General features: G+C 56.9%; 17 protein-coding genes. 5 read left to right on the top strand and 12 right to left on the bottom strand.

Annotated elements, in window-relative coordinates; genetic code table 11:
* Nucleotides 1-102 precede the first annotated feature (102 nt).
* From B5F17_RS10840 to B5F17_RS10850, 3 genes are all read left to right on the top strand, one after another.
* Entirely contained in the window at nucleotides 103-1,995 is a 1,893-nt protein-coding gene (locus tag B5F17_RS10840) for an OPT family oligopeptide transporter (RefSeq protein WP_087373774.1), read from the top strand.
* 93 nt (nucleotides 1,996-2,088) lie between these two features.
* The gene (locus B5F17_RS10845) at nucleotides 2,089-2,445 is read left to right on the top strand and encodes a PqqD family protein (RefSeq protein WP_087373776.1); all 357 of its coding nucleotides are present in this window, start codon (nucleotides 2,089-2,091) and stop codon (nucleotides 2,443-2,445) included.
* On the top strand, nucleotides 2,442-2,804 hold the full coding sequence (locus tag B5F17_RS10850) for a hypothetical protein (RefSeq protein WP_087373778.1): 363 nt from the start codon (nucleotides 2,442-2,444) through the stop codon (nucleotides 2,802-2,804). Before B5F17_RS10845 ends, B5F17_RS10850 begins: the two co-directional genes overlap by 4 nt.
* A 380-nt stretch (nucleotides 2,805-3,184) precedes the next feature.
* Here the strand turns inward: B5F17_RS10850 and B5F17_RS10855 are convergent, their stop codons facing one another.
* Nucleotides 3,185-3,562 carry an ArsR/SmtB family transcription factor gene (locus tag B5F17_RS10855; protein ID WP_087373780.1) on the bottom strand — a complete coding sequence of 126 codons (378 nt, stop codon included), beginning with the start codon at nucleotides 3,560-3,562 and terminating at the stop codon, nucleotides 3,185-3,187.
* A gap of 194 nt (nucleotides 3,563-3,756) precedes the next feature.
* On the opposite strand from B5F17_RS10855, the gene B5F17_RS10860 reads away from it, so the two are divergent.
* A complete protein-coding gene (locus B5F17_RS10860; RefSeq protein ID WP_016148616.1) occupies nucleotides 3,757-3,975 on the top strand; it encodes a cation transporter in 219 nt (72 codons plus the stop codon).
* 124 nt (nucleotides 3,976-4,099) lie between these two features.
* Nucleotides 4,100-5,983: a heavy metal translocating P-type ATPase gene (locus B5F17_RS10865; protein ID WP_087373781.1), complete on the top strand. Its 1,884-nt coding sequence runs from the start codon at nucleotides 4,100-4,102 to the stop codon at nucleotides 5,981-5,983.
* A gap of 190 nt (nucleotides 5,984-6,173) precedes the next feature.
* Here the strand turns inward: B5F17_RS10865 and B5F17_RS10870 are convergent, their stop codons facing one another.
* The 11 genes from B5F17_RS10870 to B5F17_RS10920 form a co-directional block, all read right to left on the bottom strand.
* Nucleotides 6,174-7,034, bottom strand: coding sequence for a DUF4179 domain-containing protein (locus B5F17_RS10870; RefSeq protein ID WP_087373783.1), 861 nt, complete (start codon nucleotides 7,032-7,034; stop codon nucleotides 6,174-6,176).
* Complete coding sequence (locus B5F17_RS10875) at nucleotides 7,031-7,537, bottom strand: sigma-70 family RNA polymerase sigma factor (protein WP_087373785.1); 507 nt, start codon at nucleotides 7,535-7,537, stop codon at nucleotides 7,031-7,033. Before B5F17_RS10875 ends, B5F17_RS10870 begins: the two co-directional genes overlap by 4 nt.
* A 155-nt stretch (nucleotides 7,538-7,692) precedes the next feature.
* Nucleotides 7,693-8,472, bottom strand: a complete 780-nt coding sequence (locus B5F17_RS10880; RefSeq protein ID WP_016148620.1) for an ABC transporter ATP-binding protein — start codon at nucleotides 8,470-8,472, stop codon at nucleotides 7,693-7,695.
* Nucleotides 8,465-9,394 (bottom strand): ABC transporter permease, encoded by a 930-nt coding sequence (locus B5F17_RS10885; protein WP_016148621.1) that lies wholly within the window; start codon nucleotides 9,392-9,394, stop codon nucleotides 8,465-8,467. Before B5F17_RS10885 ends, B5F17_RS10880 begins: the two co-directional genes overlap by 8 nt.
* A 102-nt stretch (nucleotides 9,395-9,496) precedes the next feature.
* Nucleotides 9,497-10,510, bottom strand: coding sequence for an ABC transporter substrate-binding protein (locus tag B5F17_RS10890; RefSeq protein ID WP_087373787.1), 1,014 nt, complete (start codon nucleotides 10,508-10,510; stop codon nucleotides 9,497-9,499).
* A gap of 260 nt (nucleotides 10,511-10,770) precedes the next feature.
* The gene (locus tag B5F17_RS10895; RefSeq protein WP_087373789.1) at nucleotides 10,771-12,924 is read right to left on the bottom strand and encodes an ATP-dependent helicase; all 2,154 of its coding nucleotides are present in this window, start codon (nucleotides 12,922-12,924) and stop codon (nucleotides 10,771-10,773) included.
* Nucleotides 12,925-13,060: 136 nt separating this feature from the next.
* On the bottom strand, nucleotides 13,061-13,759 hold the full coding sequence (locus tag B5F17_RS15095; protein ID WP_242968742.1) for a zinc ribbon domain-containing protein: 699 nt from the start codon (nucleotides 13,757-13,759) through the stop codon (nucleotides 13,061-13,063).
* A gap of 78 nt (nucleotides 13,760-13,837) precedes the next feature.
* The gene (locus B5F17_RS10905; RefSeq protein WP_087373791.1) at nucleotides 13,838-14,767 is read right to left on the bottom strand and encodes a helix-turn-helix transcriptional regulator; all 930 of its coding nucleotides are present in this window, start codon (nucleotides 14,765-14,767) and stop codon (nucleotides 13,838-13,840) included.
* Between the two features lie 19 nt (nucleotides 14,768-14,786).
* Nucleotides 14,787-15,101, bottom strand: coding sequence for a DUF6442 family protein (locus B5F17_RS10910; protein WP_087373793.1), 315 nt, complete (start codon nucleotides 15,099-15,101; stop codon nucleotides 14,787-14,789).
* A gap of 14 nt (nucleotides 15,102-15,115) precedes the next feature.
* Nucleotides 15,116-15,520, bottom strand: coding sequence for a hypothetical protein (locus B5F17_RS10915; RefSeq protein ID WP_087373795.1), 405 nt, complete (start codon nucleotides 15,518-15,520; stop codon nucleotides 15,116-15,118).
* The gene (locus tag B5F17_RS10920) at nucleotides 15,504-15,737 is read right to left on the bottom strand and encodes a helix-turn-helix transcriptional regulator (protein WP_087373797.1); all 234 of its coding nucleotides are present in this window, start codon (nucleotides 15,735-15,737) and stop codon (nucleotides 15,504-15,506) included. The genes B5F17_RS10915 and B5F17_RS10920 overlap by 17 nt, the downstream gene beginning before the upstream one ends.
* Nucleotides 15,738-15,849: the final 112 nt, after the last annotated feature.

A 15,849-nucleotide genomic window follows, 5' to 3' on the forward strand; every position in this document is an offset into this window, starting at 1 on the left:
AAAATGGTATAATGACCAAGTTCGTCAAACATTTGCTGCTTCTCAGAGGCAAATTACGGCAAAACACAAAATAAAGAGGAATTTTAGAAAGGAAAAGATTCCATGCCAAACAACAAGAATGATTTCAAGCCGTATATCCCGGCCGAACGTGTTGTTCCCGAGTTTACGGTGACTTCGATCTTGATTGGCGTCCTGCTGGCCATCGTTTTCGGTGCGGCCAACGCATACCTCGGTCTGCGCGTCGGTATGACCATTTCCGCTTCCATTCCCGCGGCGGTCATCTCGATGGGTATTATCCGTATGATCCTGCGCAAGGACTCCATTCTGGAAAACAACCTGGTTCAGACCATCGGTTCTGCCGGTGAGTCCGTTGCTGCCGGTGCCATCTTCACCCTGCCCGCACTCTTCCTGTGGGCAAAGGAAGGCGTCATCGATCCCCCGAGCATGGTAACCATCTCTCTGGTTGCTCTGGTCGGCGGTCTGCTCGGTGTTGCATTCATGGTTCCGCTGCGTCAAGCCCTCATCGTTGAGGAGCACGGCACCCTGCCCTTCCCCGAGGGTACTGCTTGTGCAGAGGTTCTGCTCGCTGGTGAGCAGGGCGGCTCCAAGGCAAGCACCGTATTCGCTGGTCTGAGTATTTCTGCTCTCTACAAGTTCATTGCAGACGGCATGAAGGTATTCCCCAGCGAAGTAAACTACGACATCACCGCTTACAAGGGTGCAGCTGTCGGCGTACAGGTTCTGCCTGCACTGGCTGGCGTTGGCTACATCTGCGGTCCCAAGATCTCGAGCTACATGCTCGCTGGTTCTACCCTGAGCTGGCTGGTTCTGATGCCCGCGATCGCTCTGTTCGGCGGCGACGCCATCATCTTCCCCGGCGACGTTCCGATCTCCACCCTGGCTCCTGGCGATCTGTGGGGTACTTACATCAAGTACATCGGCGCTGGCGCAGTTGCTGCCGGCGGTATCATCAGCCTGGTTAAGAACCTGCCTCTGATCGGCCGTACTTTCGCACAGGCGATGCAGAGCATGAGCAAGAACCACACCGCTTCCAAGACCCTGCGTACCGAGCAGGATCTGCCGATGCCCGCTCTGCTGGTTCTGATTCTGGTTCTGGCTGTTGTCGTTTGGCTGGTTCCGGCGTTCCCGGTTAACCTGGTCGGCGCTCTGATCGTTGTTGTATTCGGTTTCTTCTTTGCAACCGTTTCCTCGCGTATGGTCGGTCTGGTCGGTTCGTCCAATAACCCGGTTTCCGGTATGGCAATCGCTACCCTGATCATCGCTACTCTGATTCTGAAGTCCACCGGCGTTACCGGCACCACCGGTATGATGGGTGCAATCTGCATCGGCGGTATCATCTGTGTTATCGCTGCAATCGCTGGCGACTGCTCGCAGGACCTCAAGACCGGCTTCATCGTCGGTGCTACCCCGAAGAAGCAGCAGATCGGTGAGATGATCGGTGTTATCGCTTCCTCTGTTGCAATCGGCGGCGTTATGTACCTGCTCGATCAGGCTTGGGGCTACGGCTCTGACCAGATCCCCGCTCCGCAGGGTACTATGATGAAGATGCTCGTTGAGGGTATCATGAACGCTCAGCTGCCGTGGGCACTGATCCTGATCGGTGTATTCGTTGCAATCGTTGTCGAAATCCTGAAGATTCCGGTAATGCCCTTCGCAGTTGGTATGTACCTGCCCTTCAGCCTGAACGCTGGCATCATGTGCGGCGGTATCGTCCGCTTCATCATGGAGCGCCGTAAGGCTCCGGAGCAGGAGAAGAAGGAAGGCATCGACCGCGGTATCCTGTACACCTCCGGCCTGATCGCAGGCGAAGGTCTGATGGGCGTCGTTCTGGCAGTTCTGGCTGTCGTCGGTGTCGATAAGGTTGTCGACGTTTCCGGCTCCTTCTCGATCGGAAACATCGGTGCGCTCGTCGTATTCGTACTGCTGCTCCTCTCTCTGGTCCGCGTTTGCCTCGGCGGCAAGAAGAGCAAGTAATTTTTCACTCTGAGATACAGCATTTGCCCCGATGCAGCCCGCCCGCTTTTGGGCCGGCTGCATCTTTTTCCCTCACGACAAAGGAGTTTCACTATGGCAAAAAAGAAAGACGCCGGGAAGAATTATCTGGACTTTGTCCCGGTGCGCAACCCCTCGTTCGACTTCACCGTTGCCGATGACGGCATCGTCACCATCGCGGTCGAGTGGCAGGGCTTCTACCATCGCATCGCCCAGCGCTTTTTCCGCCGTCCGCGCGTCAGCGACATCAAGCTCGACGCTTACGGCAGTTTTGTCTGGCAGGCGATTGATGGGGAAAAGAACGTATATACCCTCTCGCAGGAGCTCGAAGCACACTTCGGTCAGATGGACAAGGCGCTGTCGCGTCTGATCAAGTTCCTTGAGATCATGCACGATCACAAGATCATCTCCTGGAAGGAGGAAGGTCAATGACCTACTTTGAGTATCTGAGCTATGTGCCCTATGTGCTGCTGTTTGCACTGGCGACTGCGCTCATTTACGCCTGGGGCTTGTGGCGTGCACGCAATCAGGCGCATGACCTCAACAGCATGCTTTCGGCCAAGGGCGTGAGCCATGTCCGCAAGGCACTGAAGAAGAACGGTGCGATGACCCGGAAGGAGCTGGAAAAGGTTGTTTCCGGTCTGTCTGCGCGTCAGCCGTTCTCGCGCAATGGTATTGCGGTACAAGATCCGAAGAAGTTTCTGGATTCGCTGCTGCCGTATATGGTGAAGCAGAAGCTGATCGAGGAACGAACGGAAGATAAAAAGGTCGTGTACGTGTATCGCAAGTGAGCCTTGCACCGCACCCCTATTGAAGTTTGGATCAAACCTTTTCAAAGGTTTGCGGGTTCTCAGGGCAGAGCCCTGAGACGCGTCCCGCAGGACGCGGAATCCCCTTTTTGATTTTCGCCCCTGCGAAAATCAACTAAAAAAGAATAAAAAAGCGCATCCCGCAGGATGCGCAATTCTTAAAAAGACCAACCATCCGGTTGGTCTTTTTTCTTTCGTTTGTTTGGGTTGATTCCCGGGTCGGACACCGGGAATCAAAAGGAGTTTCGCGCTCTGCGGAGCGCGACCAGGTTCCACCTGGACGGGCCAGCCTGCGCGGCTGGACCGCGCCGGGCCGCAGGCCCGGACCCGCTTGTCGCCTGCGGGCGGGATTAGTTCATCCGTCAATGTTCATGCATACACAACTTCGGACAAGTCACCTCGATCAAGGTCTCGATCATACGATGCAGCAGTTCGGCTTCCCGCGTTTCCGCCGCCTTATAATAGACCTCTTTTCCCTCTCTCCGACTGACAACCAATCCCCCGGCTTTGAGCTGTTTCAAGTGATGGGACACCGCCGGACTGCTCATATCCACCAGTGCCGACAAATTCATCACACATTCCTCGCAATGGCATAAAATCCAGAAGATACGCAGGCGGCTGCTGTCACCGAGCTGCTTGAACACGTCGGATACCATCTGAAACGCATCCGAACCCGGCATGTGGTCAAACATGGCCTCCACGTTCTGACCATGATCGTGCGGTAATTGAATCTTTGACATAGGGTGCATTCCTCCTGCTTTATCCCTATTTTAGCACATTTTCCCGCCAAACGGAACGGTCTTTTGCTGTCCTGCAATTCGGTGAAAAAAATCCGGTCTGCCCTGTTGACTTTCCCCGAGGGCGCGGGTATAATGAAAGCACAAAGATTAAATATATGTTTAATCGTTCAAGTGTTTTGAGAGGAGCTACCTTCATGAAAAAGACATACAAGATCGACGTCGACTGCGCAAACTGTGCCAACAAGATGGAGCAGGCCGCAAACAATACCCCCGGTGTCAAGGCTGCAACCGTCAACTTTATGACCCTCAAGATGATCGTCGAGTTTGAGGACGGTCAGGACCCCAAGGCTGTCATGCAGGAAGTTCTCAAAAACTGCAAAAAGGTCGAGGACGACTGCGAAATCTTCCTCTGATCTCTCATCTTGTCCGATCGAAAGCACTCTTTTCACCGGTCTGTCCGCTGCGGGAGTGCTTTCTCTCAGATGAATATATGAGCAGCCATTCACATATAATCTACGTTGCGGAGGACAATCTTCCATGAACAAAAAACAAAAAAAGATGCTCATACGCATCCTCATCGCCGCCGTGCTCATGGTGGTGCTGCACTTTGTCCCGGCGAGCGGCATTCTGCGCTTTGTCCTGTACATGATCCCCTACGCCATCATCGGCTATGATATCCTCATCAAGGCCGGAAAAGGCGTCAAAAACCGTCAGCCCTTCGACGAAAACTTCCTGATGGCGGTCGCCACCGTGGGCGCCATTGTGCTCGGACTGACCCAGAGCGGCGACTACACCGAGGCCATCGGCGTTATGCTGTTCTATCAGGTCGGTGAGTGGTTCCAGAGCTACGCGGTCGGCAAGAGCCGCCGCAACATCAGCCAGCTCATGGACATCCGCCCCGACTATGCCAACATCGAGCAGGACGGTGCACTCGAGCAGGTCGACCCGGACGAGGTCGAGGTCGGCACGATCATCGTCGTGCAGCCGGGTGAGAAAGTCCCGATCGACGGCGTGATTGTCGAGGGTTCGTCCACGCTGGACACCAGTGCCCTGACCGGCGAGAGCCTGCCCCGCGAGACTGCACCCGGGGATGAGATCATCAGCGGCTGCATCAACCTCAGCGGCGTGCTCAAGATTCGCACGACCCGCGAGTTCGGTGAGTCGACCGTGTCCAAGATTCTCGATCTGGTCGAGAACGCCAGCTCGCGCAAGTCGCGTTCCGAGGCGTTCATCTCCCGCTTCGCCCGTGTCTACACCCCCGCCGTCTGTTACAGTGCCCTTGCCCTGCTCATTCTGCCCCCGCTGGTGCGCATGTTCCTGCTTGACCTGCCCGCCGATTGGGGCGACTGGCTGTACCGTGCCCTCACCTTCCTGGTCATCAGCTGCCCCTGTGCGCTGGTCATCAGTATTCCGCTGAGCTTCTTTGCCGGTATCGGCGGTGCAAGCAACGCTGGTGTGCTCATCAAGGGTTCCAACTATCTGGAAACGCTGTCTCAGGTCAAAGCCATTGTGTTTGACAAGACCGGCACGCTCACCCAGGGCGTATTCGAGGTCAGCGGCATCCATCACAACAAACTTGTGGACGAAAAGCTGCTCGAATTGGCTGCGCTCGCAGAGAGTGCGTCCTCTCACCCCATCAGCCGCAGCTTGCAGCGTGCCTACGGCAAGCCGGTCGACCGCAGCCGGGTCTCCGACATTCAGGAAATCAGCGGCAACGGTGTGATCGCCAAGGTGGACGGTATGGAAGTCGCCGCAGGCAATGACAAGCTGATGAAGCGGCTCGGCATCGACTTCATTCCCTGTCATCACGTCGGCACCATCATTCACATGGCGGTAAACGGCGGCTATGCCGGTCATATCGTCATTTCCGACGTCATCAAGCCCCATTCCAAGCAGGCCATCCGTGACCTGCACCGTGCGGGCATCCAAAAGACCATCATGCTCACCGGCGATATCGACCCGGTTGCCCGTCAGGTAGCCGACGAGCTGGGCATTGACGAAGTATACAGCGAGCTTCTGCCCGCAGACAAGGTGGAAAAGGTCGAACATCTGCTGCAAAACAAGCCATCCGGCGGCAAGCTGGCCTTTGTCGGTGACGGCATCAACGATGCGCCCGTACTGTCCCGTGCGGACATCGGCATTGCGATGGGTGCGATGGGTTCGGATGCGGCCATCGAGGCGGCAGACGTGGTACTCATGGACGACGACCCGCTCAAAATTGTCAAGGCGGTCAAGATTTCGCGCAAGTGTCTGCGCATTGTCTATCAGAACATTGTATTTGCGATCGGCATTAAGCTGATCTGTCTGGTGCTCGGCGCGCTGGGTCTGGCCAACATGTGGCTTGCGATTTTTGCCGATGTTGGTGTGATGATTTTGGCGGTGCTGAATGCGATTCGTGCGCTGTTTGTGAAGAATCTATAACAATAAGAAAAGACCGTCCGAAGGGACGGTCTTTTTGTTGGGTTTATTTAGATTGAAACCCGGGGCGGACACCGGGTTTCAAAAAGGGGGTTCCGGACTCTGCGGAGTCCGGCTCAGGGCTCTGCCCTGAGAACCCACAAGCCTTTCGAGAAAGGCTTGAGCGAAAGCTTCAATTCGCCCACGGGCGGGATTACTCTGCGTCGTGCGGGCGTTCATCGGGCAAACTGCTGGCGATAGTGAGTCCGGTCTCGCCGAGCTCTGCATTCAGAGCATCAAGTGCGTTCTGTGCCTCGCTCTCGCTCTGGTACTCGCCCACGGTCACGATATAATTGCCCTCCTCGGTGCGAACCTGCGTTGTCTCCTGACCCCAGAAGCGTTCTGCCGCAATGCCAAGGCTTTCGCCGTAGGGCATCGCCTCGGTACGCAGGTAATAGACCGGTGCGGAATCGGTCTGGGTATCGTCCTTGGTGAACGTAAAGGTCAGACCAGCCGGTTCGGCGCGCTCGGTGATCTCATAGGTATAGCCGGGTTCCAGTTCGATGACCAGCTGCATGGCCGAGTCGTCCAGCACCATGGCAAAGTATGCGTCGCGCACGCCTTCGGTCTGGGTCAGAGTATCGCAGACCGCCTGACGGTCGGCCAGGCGCACGCCGCCGAGCGACAGAACCACGCGGTTCGGTGCGCGATAGGTCTTTGCCGTATAGGACGGTGCGAAATCTGCGCTGCCCTCGGTCTCGGTGAACAGGATGTCGGCCTTGCTGCCCTCCCCTGCTGCATGGACGGCCAGACCGTCGGTCTGCACGCCGCCGCTGCCGATGTGCAGCATCTGTACGACCGTACCCAGTACCGGAATGTGTACTGCCTGTGCGGCCAAAGGTGAATTGGCAGTCACGGTCAGCACGCACAGTGCGGCAGCGGCACAGATACCGGTACGCACGAGCGGACGGCGGCGGCGCTGGTGCTTGGCGCGTGCGGCTGCGCGGTCGATAACATCTCCCAGTGCGTCCGGGATCGGGATATCCTGATAGCGTTCGGGCTGATGGCGTTTCATAACGATTCCTCCTTCAAGTGTGCACGCAAGCGGTGCAAAATGCGGTAAAAACGGGATTTGAGCTTTGCTTCCGGCATGGACAGGATTTCTGCCATCTCGGGAAAGCTGCGCTCTTCAAAATAATGTAAGATCAGGTACGTTCGTTCCTCGGTCGGCAGACTGTCCAGCAAGTGGTACAGGTCCATTTGTTCTTCCGGGGTGAGGTCTGGCTCGTGTGCCGGGATGATATCCAGCACTTCATGCTCGGTCGGAACCAGCCGTCGATTCTTGCGCGGCCAGTCCAGCGCGGTATGAATGACCAGACTGGTCATCCAAGCGTCAAACCGGTCGGCGCGCTGCAAGGTATGCAGGGAAACCAAGGCTTTATAGGTCGCCTCACCGACGATATCCAGCGCATCGTGCTCGTTTTTGACGTAGCAATAAGCCAGACGATACAGTCGATCCTGTGACGCGTGAATCAGCTGTCCGCAGGTGTCAAAGTCAATCACTGAGGTATGCATCATGCTCCCTCCTTTTTTATTTTGGGTTGTTGGGCTGTTCTTCCTGCCCACTGTGTTTTCTGCCTGTTAGACGTTTGGCAAGGTGCAATCGTTTCAAAAATTTTTGCAGAATAAAAAAAGAGCTGTCCGCAGGGGGACAGCTCTTTGCTGGGGTTTTCTTATTCGGACAGCAGCATGCGGTCGTTTTCGATATTGAACTTTTCCAGCAGGTCGCGCACGGTCAGGTTCTTCTTCTCCTCGCCGCGGATATCCACGACCACCTTGCCTGCATCCATCATAATCAGACGGTTGCCGTACTGGATGGCGTTCTTCATGTTGTGGGTGACCATAAGCGTGGTCAGCTTGTCGCGTGCCACGATCTCTTCGGTCAGCTGCAAAACCTTGTCAGCGGTCTTGGGGTCGAGTGCTGCGGTGTGCTCGTCGAGCAGCAGCAGATCGGGCTTTTGCAGCGTTGCCATCAGCAGGGTCAGCGCCTGACGCTGACCGCCCGACAGCAGGCCGACCTTACTGGTCATGCGGTCTTCCAGACCCAGACCGAGGGTTGCCAGTCGCTCGCGGTAGATCTTGCGCTCCTCGTTGGTGATGCCGTAGCTCAGGCCGCGCATCTTGCCGCGGCGGTAAGCCAGTGCGAGGTTTTCCTCGATGCCCATGGTTGCCGCAGTGCCGCGCATGGGGTCCTGGAAGACACGGCCGAGGAAGCGTGCACGCTTGTGCTCGGGCAGGTTGTTGAGGGTCAGACCGTTGAGCACGATCTTGCCCGAATCGACCGGGAACACGCCCGCGATGAGGTTGAGCGTGGTGGACTTGCCCGCGCCGTTGCCGCCGATGACGGTGACGAAATCGCCGTCCTCGAGCGTCAGGTTCAGGCCGTCGATGGCCTTTTTCTCGTTGACCGTACCCCGGTTGAAGGTCTTGTAAACGTCTTTGAGTTTAAGCATTTTTTGCCTCTCCCTTCTTGCCGGACTTGTTCCAGTACTTGCCCTTCCAATACGGTACAGCGAGGAAGACGGCGACGACGATTGCCGAGAGCATCTTGAGGTCGTTGCTGTTCATGCCCAGGGTCAGGACGATCTGGATGACCAGGTAGTAGATGATTGCACCCAGTGCGACTGCGAGCAGCTTGAGTGCGAAATTGCGGAAAATACGGCTGAAGACAACCTCACCGATGATGACGGCTGCCAGACCGATGACGATGGCACCGCGGCCGGCGTTGACATCGGCAAAGCCCTGATACTGGGCATAGAGTGCGCTGGCCAGAGCGACCAGACCGTTGGACAGCATGAGACCCAGAATCTTATTGAAGTTGACGTTGATACCCTGTGCACGGCTCATATCCGGGTTTGCGCCGGTGGCACGGATGCCGCAGCCGAGCGAGGTACCAAAGAACCAGTAAAGCAGCGCGATGAGGACAACGGTGAAGATGGCAGCGACCAGAATCGGGTTGGCAATCGACACTTCCTTGACGTTGCGCAGCGATACCAGCAGGTCGTACTTGTCCGGGTTGATGCCCTGGTTTGCCTTATTGCCCAGAATGCGCAGGTTGATCGAATAGAGTGCGAGCTGGGTCAGGATACCGGCTAAGATAGCCGGGATGCCCATGCCCGTATGTAAAATACCAGTCACAGCGCCAGCGAGCATACCGGCGATGAATGCGCACAGCATGGCGACCCACACATTTGCCCCGTTCATCATCAGCATGACGCACACCGCGCCGCCCATACTCATAGTGCCGTCGACGGTCAGATCGGCAAGGTCTAAGACCTTATAGGTGATGTACACGCCAATCGCCATCAGACCCCAGATCAGTCCCTGTGCGACCGCACCCGGCAGTGCGTTCAGCAGGTTTGAAACGAAATCCATACTTTCCCTCCATGATGTGAAATAATCCGGGACAACCGCCCCTGGATAGCAAAACCAGGCGGAAAAGAGTGCTCTTTCCCGCCTGTCGGTCTGCAATTTTACTTATTCGGCAGCGATTGCCTCATAGCCCTCGGGTACGGTTAACCCCAGCTCCTGACAGATGCTCTCGTTATACATCTTGGTAAAGGTCGGTGCGGGCTGAATCTCCATCTCGCCCGGATTCTGACCGCCAACCAGAATGTCATATGCCATCTGACCGGTCATCTCGCCGAGTTCGTAGTAGTCGATGGACAGGGTTGCCACGCCGCAGCCCGAGCAGATGCCCTGCTCGCCTGCGATGACCGGTACGCCTGCCGGTACAACGACGTTGCGGATGGTCTCGGTGCAGGTTGCCGCCGTGTTATCGGTCGGGATATAGATGACGTCGCTCGATGCGCTCGCGTTGGTTGCGATGGATGCGACATCGTTCGAGTCGGTGAACGCATACTCGGTGCAGGTGTAACCCATTTCCTCGAGCATGGGCTTGATGGTATTGATCTGGTATGCAGAGTTCGGTTCTGCCGAGCAGTACAGCAGGCCGACGTTCTTGGCATCCGGGAACAGCTCCTTGAGCATCTCAGCCTGACCGTCCAGCGGTGCCAGGTCGGTCGTACCCGAAATGTTGGTGCCGGTCGTGCCCGTCCAGTCGCTCATATCCAGTGCGGTTGCGTAGTCGGTGATGGACGTACCCAGGATCGGGATATCCGCCGTGCCCGACTGTGCTGCCTGCAGCGCTGCGGTGCCGTTGCCCATGATGAGGTCAACGCCCGAGGACACAAAGCCGTTTACAATGGTCGTACAGGTTGCCGAGTCACCCGACGCGTTCTGCACGTCGAACTCGACCGATTTGCCATCTGCTTTGACCAGTTCGGTCAGTTTATCCTGAAAGCCCTGAGTTGCAGCGTCCAGTGCCGCGTGCTGCATCAGCTGGCAGACGCCGACTGTATAGCTGTCACCGCTGGCGGTTGCGCTGTCGGTGGTGCTGTCGCTAGTATCTCCATTCGAGCTTCCGCAGGCCGTGAGCGAGAACGCCATAGCACCTGCGAGCAGGGCAGCGAGCAATCTTCTCTTTTGCATGTCAAAAAACCCCTTTTATATTGATGGTTGTAAACAGCGTCTTGTCCGCTGTCTACTTTGTCATTTTAGCAGTTAAAAGCGACAAGGTCAAGTAATATCTGAAATTTTTTGACGCACCGCAATTTTTTTGTTTTTTATGGGGCAGAAGTTGTGGGAATGCGCAAAACCGAATCCCTGTCCGGGGTGCGATTTTAGATGGTTTCGCGCACACAAAAGCCCCGTCCGGGATGGATCGGGGCTTGGTTTTTGGGGATGGCAGCTCATTCGCGTTCCAGTTTGGCGCGGAACGTGATATCGCGCGGTGTTTTCATGTCGTCAAACTGGATGCGGTAGACCGCGCGGGTCTGGTCGACCGCCTCTATGGTGCCCGGACCGAACACGCCGTGCACGATGCGGTCACCGGCGGCCAACGGCAGCTCAGCATTCTCGTCCAGCAGGTACTTCTCGCGCAGACTGATGTAATCGCGCGCCTCGGCCAGCATGGCTTCGGGCGGCTGTTCGGTATACTGCAAGAGATCGGGGTCGATATCCAGCAAAAAACGCGAGGGATACCGGCACGAGCCGTCAAAGTTGCGTCCCTCGGCCTCGGACAGGTACAGACCGTCCTGTGCACGGGTCAGGGCGACAAAGGCCAGTCGGCGTTCTTCCTCCATGCCCGGCCAGGTGTGCACCTTTTTAGAGGGGAAAATGCCGTCATTCATGGCGCACAGGAAAACATAGGGAAATTCCAGACCCTTTGCCGTGTGCACGGTCATCAGGCGCACCTGATCGCGCGTTCCGCCCGCGTCGGTGTTGGTCAGCAGCGCCACACGCGCCAGATAGTGTTCGAGTGTGCTCTCTTCACCGCAGGTCGTCTCGTACTCGTAGACCGACTGTTTGAGCTCGGCCAGGTTATCCAGACGTTCCTGACTGCCCTCGGTGCGCAGCATCTTCTCGTATCCGCTGCGGTCAAGCGTCTCGGCCAGCACCTCGGAGATCGGGCGGTCGGCGTAATCCGACGCGAGCGACTGGATGAGCTGGACAAACTGCCGCGCCTTGGTACCCTTGAACAGCTCGTCGTCCAGATGGGCGCACAGCGTGTCATAGAGCGACGCACCGGTCTGCTGCGCTGCTTCGCGCAGGAACTTGATGCGGCGTTCTCCGATGTTGCGCCGGGGCTGGTTGACGATGCGCAGGAAGGAAAGATCGTCGCGGTAGGCAATCATACGCAGATAGGACAGCGTATCCTTGATTTCCGCCCGGCAAAAGAACTGTGTGCCGCTGTAAATGGTGTACGGAATCTCCTCGTGCAGGAAAACGGTCTCGATCGTGCGCGTGACATAGTGCGCGCGATAGAGCACGGTCATGGCGCGGTAGGGCACGCCCTGTTTGTGCAGGGCATCGATCTCACCCGCGATCCAGGCAGCCTCGGCCTCGGCGGTACGCGCATGGTGACAGCGGACGGGCACGCCGTCCGGTCGGGTAGGCTGAAGGATTTTATCCATGCGGTTGTGGTTTTTGTCGATGAGGTCGTTTGCAACCGCCAGAATCTGCGGGGTCGAGCGGTAGTTTTGCAGCAGCATGATGGTGCGCGTGCCCGGAAAAGCGCGGTCAAAGTCCAGCAGATAGCGGATATCGGCGCCGCGCCAGGTGTAGATCGTCTGGTCGGGGTCGCCGACTACAAAGAGGTTCTTGTGATAGCCGCACAGGACGGTCATCAGCTCATATTGCAGCTTGTCGATGTCCTGAAACTCGTCCACCATGATATATTCCAGCCGCTGCTGCCATTTAAGCCGAATATCGGCATCCCGCTCGAACAGGTAGAGCGTAACCTTGATAAGGTCGTTATAGTCCAGCCCGAAGCACTTCTTTTGCTGGTACAGATAGCCATAAAAGATGATATCGGACACGGTCTGCGCGGCGCGGTACTTGTCCTCGAGTGCGCCGAGCGGCATGGCGATGAGGTCACGGTAATAGTCCGGATTTTGGAACAGCTTGCGCATCTCGATCATGTCGCGCGCCTTGCTGTACGTCATGTGGCGCAGCGTCAAGCCGCGTTCCTCGTAGATAATGCCCAGCATCGCGTCGATATCTGCATTATCCAGCACCAGAAAGTTCTTGGGATACTGCACGGCATGGCTGTCCTCCTGCAAGACCGACACGCAAAAGCTGTGGAAGGTGCAGATATAGCCGGTGTCATTGTCGCCGGTCAGTTTGTGAATGCGCTGGCGCATCTCGGCTGCCGATTTATTGGTAAAGGTCACGCACAGGATGTTCTCGGGCAGAATGCCCGCCTCACACACCAGATACGCAAAACGGTGTGCCAGTGCGCGGGTCTTGCCCGAGCCTGCGCCCGCGATCACCCGCACATAGCCCTCGGTCGTGGTCACGGCCTCGCGCTGCGCCGGGTTGAGGCTGTCCAGCAGGTCGCTCATCGCTCCGCCCTCCTGTCTGCAAAATTCCGATTGTTTGTTCGGTTATCAGCAGTATACCATGTTTGCGCTTTCCGTGCAATCGAACAGACAGAAAACCGCCCGGCAAGCAGGCGGTTTTGGGCATCAAAATATGGACTTAATGCTGTTTCCAGCGTTCAAGCATCGGGAAATAGGCTTGCATCTGAGCGCGTGCCGCGTCGATGTCTCCATACATCTCGGGTGCATAGGTCAGACAACCCTCGATCATCTCCTCCATCGTGCAGTCCTGCACGAACGCACCGTCCTTGCGGCAATAGCAGCAATATGCCTTGCTGGGTTTGCCGTCCCGCTCGGTGCCGTAGTCCTCTGGTCGGGTCATGGGCATGCCGCACGACTGACACACATCGGCCAGTGCAACATAAATGTGAACTGTACCGCTGCCCTGTGCGTCCATAGCGGTGTATTCTTCAAAGTCCACCGTATACGCACGCGGCATCCGCGTATTCCAGATTTGCTGCCACATCGCGCCTACACCTGCCATCTGGCCGGTATAGGTAAACTTTGCGTACTGCCCTGCCGGGATGTCCACCATCACGCAGCCATCCGGGCAAGTCTCGCTCTCGCAGCCGACAACGGCCAGATAGCTCATGTCGTCCCGGTGGTACTGGGTGTACAGTCCGTAGCATACCGCGTTTTCGCCTGCATGCAGGGCTTCGTGTACGCCCTCCTTCCAGTATCGCTGCCACAGGGCATCGATCTTCTGTCCGCAGTCGGGCGCCTCATTGGACGTGCGCACGGCAATTCCGGTCACACGTCTTGCGGGCAGGCTGACAACCTCGTACTTCATCTCTTTCATCATTGCTGCATCCTTTCTTTATTGGGATGGCTCTAGGATAACAGCAAAAACCGGTCAGGGTCTGACCGGTTTTAAACATCATCGAAAATCTATGTTTTCTTTGTCATGTGCGTACTGGGCGGCAATCTTTTTCGCTTCCTGTGCCAGTGCGTGGCGCAGTTCCTCGGGCCGGATGACCTCGGCGGTGCTGCCATAAGACAGCAGATAACTCACGCCCCACAGGCCGGGCGGCCAATCGGTATGCACGATCAGCGAACCGTCGGGCTGGGGTGCAATCCGGGCGCGGTCAAACTCGTCATACACCCGATAGGCGATCTCAGGTGCAAACCGGACAACCACGCTCGTCATATTGGTTCCGAGTGCGATCTGGTCAGGCAGAGGCGGCAGCTCACGCGGTGTAAAGTGCTCGCCCTGCACCAGTTCTACATCATCCATGCGGTTGAGCTTAAAGGTGCGGAAGTCCTCTCGCAGGCGGCACCAGCCCTGAATGTACCATGCCATGCCCTTGAAACTCAGCCGGACGGGTTCGATTGTGCGTGAAGTCGCTTCACCCTCGGCGCTGTAATAGTCAAAACTGATGGGGATATGGTGCAGAATGGCCTCGCGCAGCAGGTCGAACAGGGCACGGTCTATACCGCCGTTCCACGGCGAAAAATCGGCGTCAATCCAGCGCTTTGCCGTTTCCCGACGGAACAGCCGGGAAAGCTCGCGCAGCAGGTCATCGGTCGCGTCCATGCCGGTCGCGTGCAAGGTCTGCAAGCCGTACAGGATGGTGTCCTGTTCCTGTCCGCTCAGCAGCGAGCGGTCGAGCACAAAGCCGGGCAGCAGCCGCACACCGCCGCCTCTTCCCTGCACGGTATAGACCGGGATGCCCGCCGCGCTCAGCGCGTCCAAATCGCGCCGAATGGTGCGCTCGGAAGCCTCCAGACGCTCGGAAAGCCTGCGCACCGTCCAGTTTTCTCCCTCTAAAAGCAGATATAGCAGCCGAAACAATCGTCCGCTCTGCATGCGCTCACCTCCCTGTCCGTCACATCACTCGAATGCAGGCGATGAGCAGCGCGAGCGCCGCAAGGCCCAGTGCCACACCGACATAGAGGTAGGGTTTTTCGCGATATACGGTGTATTTATGAATCAAACCGACCGCGCAGCCGGTCAGGGCGACCGACAGAAAGCCGCGCCAGAGCGGACTGCCCTTCACCAGTGCGGCGATCATCAGAATCTCTGCCACGGTGACCATGATTTCTGCCGCGTAGCTTTTGGACTGCACGTCAATCTGCCGGTCGCGTTCGTCCTTTCCATAGCGCACGCGCCGCTGTGCGCTGATATTCTGCGTCGATTTCACCGGAAAACACCTCCTCAATATCGCTTTTCATAGTAGATCGTTGCTGCAATCTCGCACACCGTGGACAGGGTGAGAATCAGACCCGTGGCTATGCCCATGGCAAGCAGCGGCAGATAGGTTTTGACCGCACCGGCCACAACCAGCGCAATGGTCAGCACCAGACAAATCTGTTGTGTCAGGGAAAATGCGCGGCTTCTGGCCTTGCTCTCAATAAACGCCGTGCGCTCTTCCCGGTCTTCGATGGCCTGCTGCCGGGACATGGCGCTGCCCAGCTCGCCGAGGCCGATCGTCACGAGCACGACGACCAGCGCGACGCTCTTGGCGCGAAATCCTTTGATACACATGGTCACAAGCAGCAAGGCCGCCAAAACCAGCAGTCCTACGCCCGACCACAGTCTCTTTTTACTGTAAATCTTCATATTGCCGATCCTCCAGCGCTTTATTTTCCGCCAAACAGTACAGATCTTCTACCGTTGTACCAAATACACACGCGATGCGGTACGCGAGCAGCAAAGACGGATTGTACTGTCCTTTTTCCAGTGAGATGATCGTGCGCGACGACACATAGACCAGCTCGGCCAGCTGCTGCTGGGTCATATTGGCAGCCTGCCGCAGCTGTCTGACCTTATTTTTCAATCCCTTCCGGTCTCCTCTCCGTACATGAAGTTTCCTTCACATGAAGGATGCTTCATATTATAATCCGATTGTTTTTTCTGTCAACTACCGGACGGCATTTCACACAGATTTA

This window comes from Butyricicoccus pullicaecorum, assembly GCF_002160355.1.
GTDB classification, from domain to species: domain Bacteria; phylum Bacillota; class Clostridia; order Oscillospirales; family Butyricicoccaceae; genus Butyricicoccus; species Butyricicoccus pullicaecorum.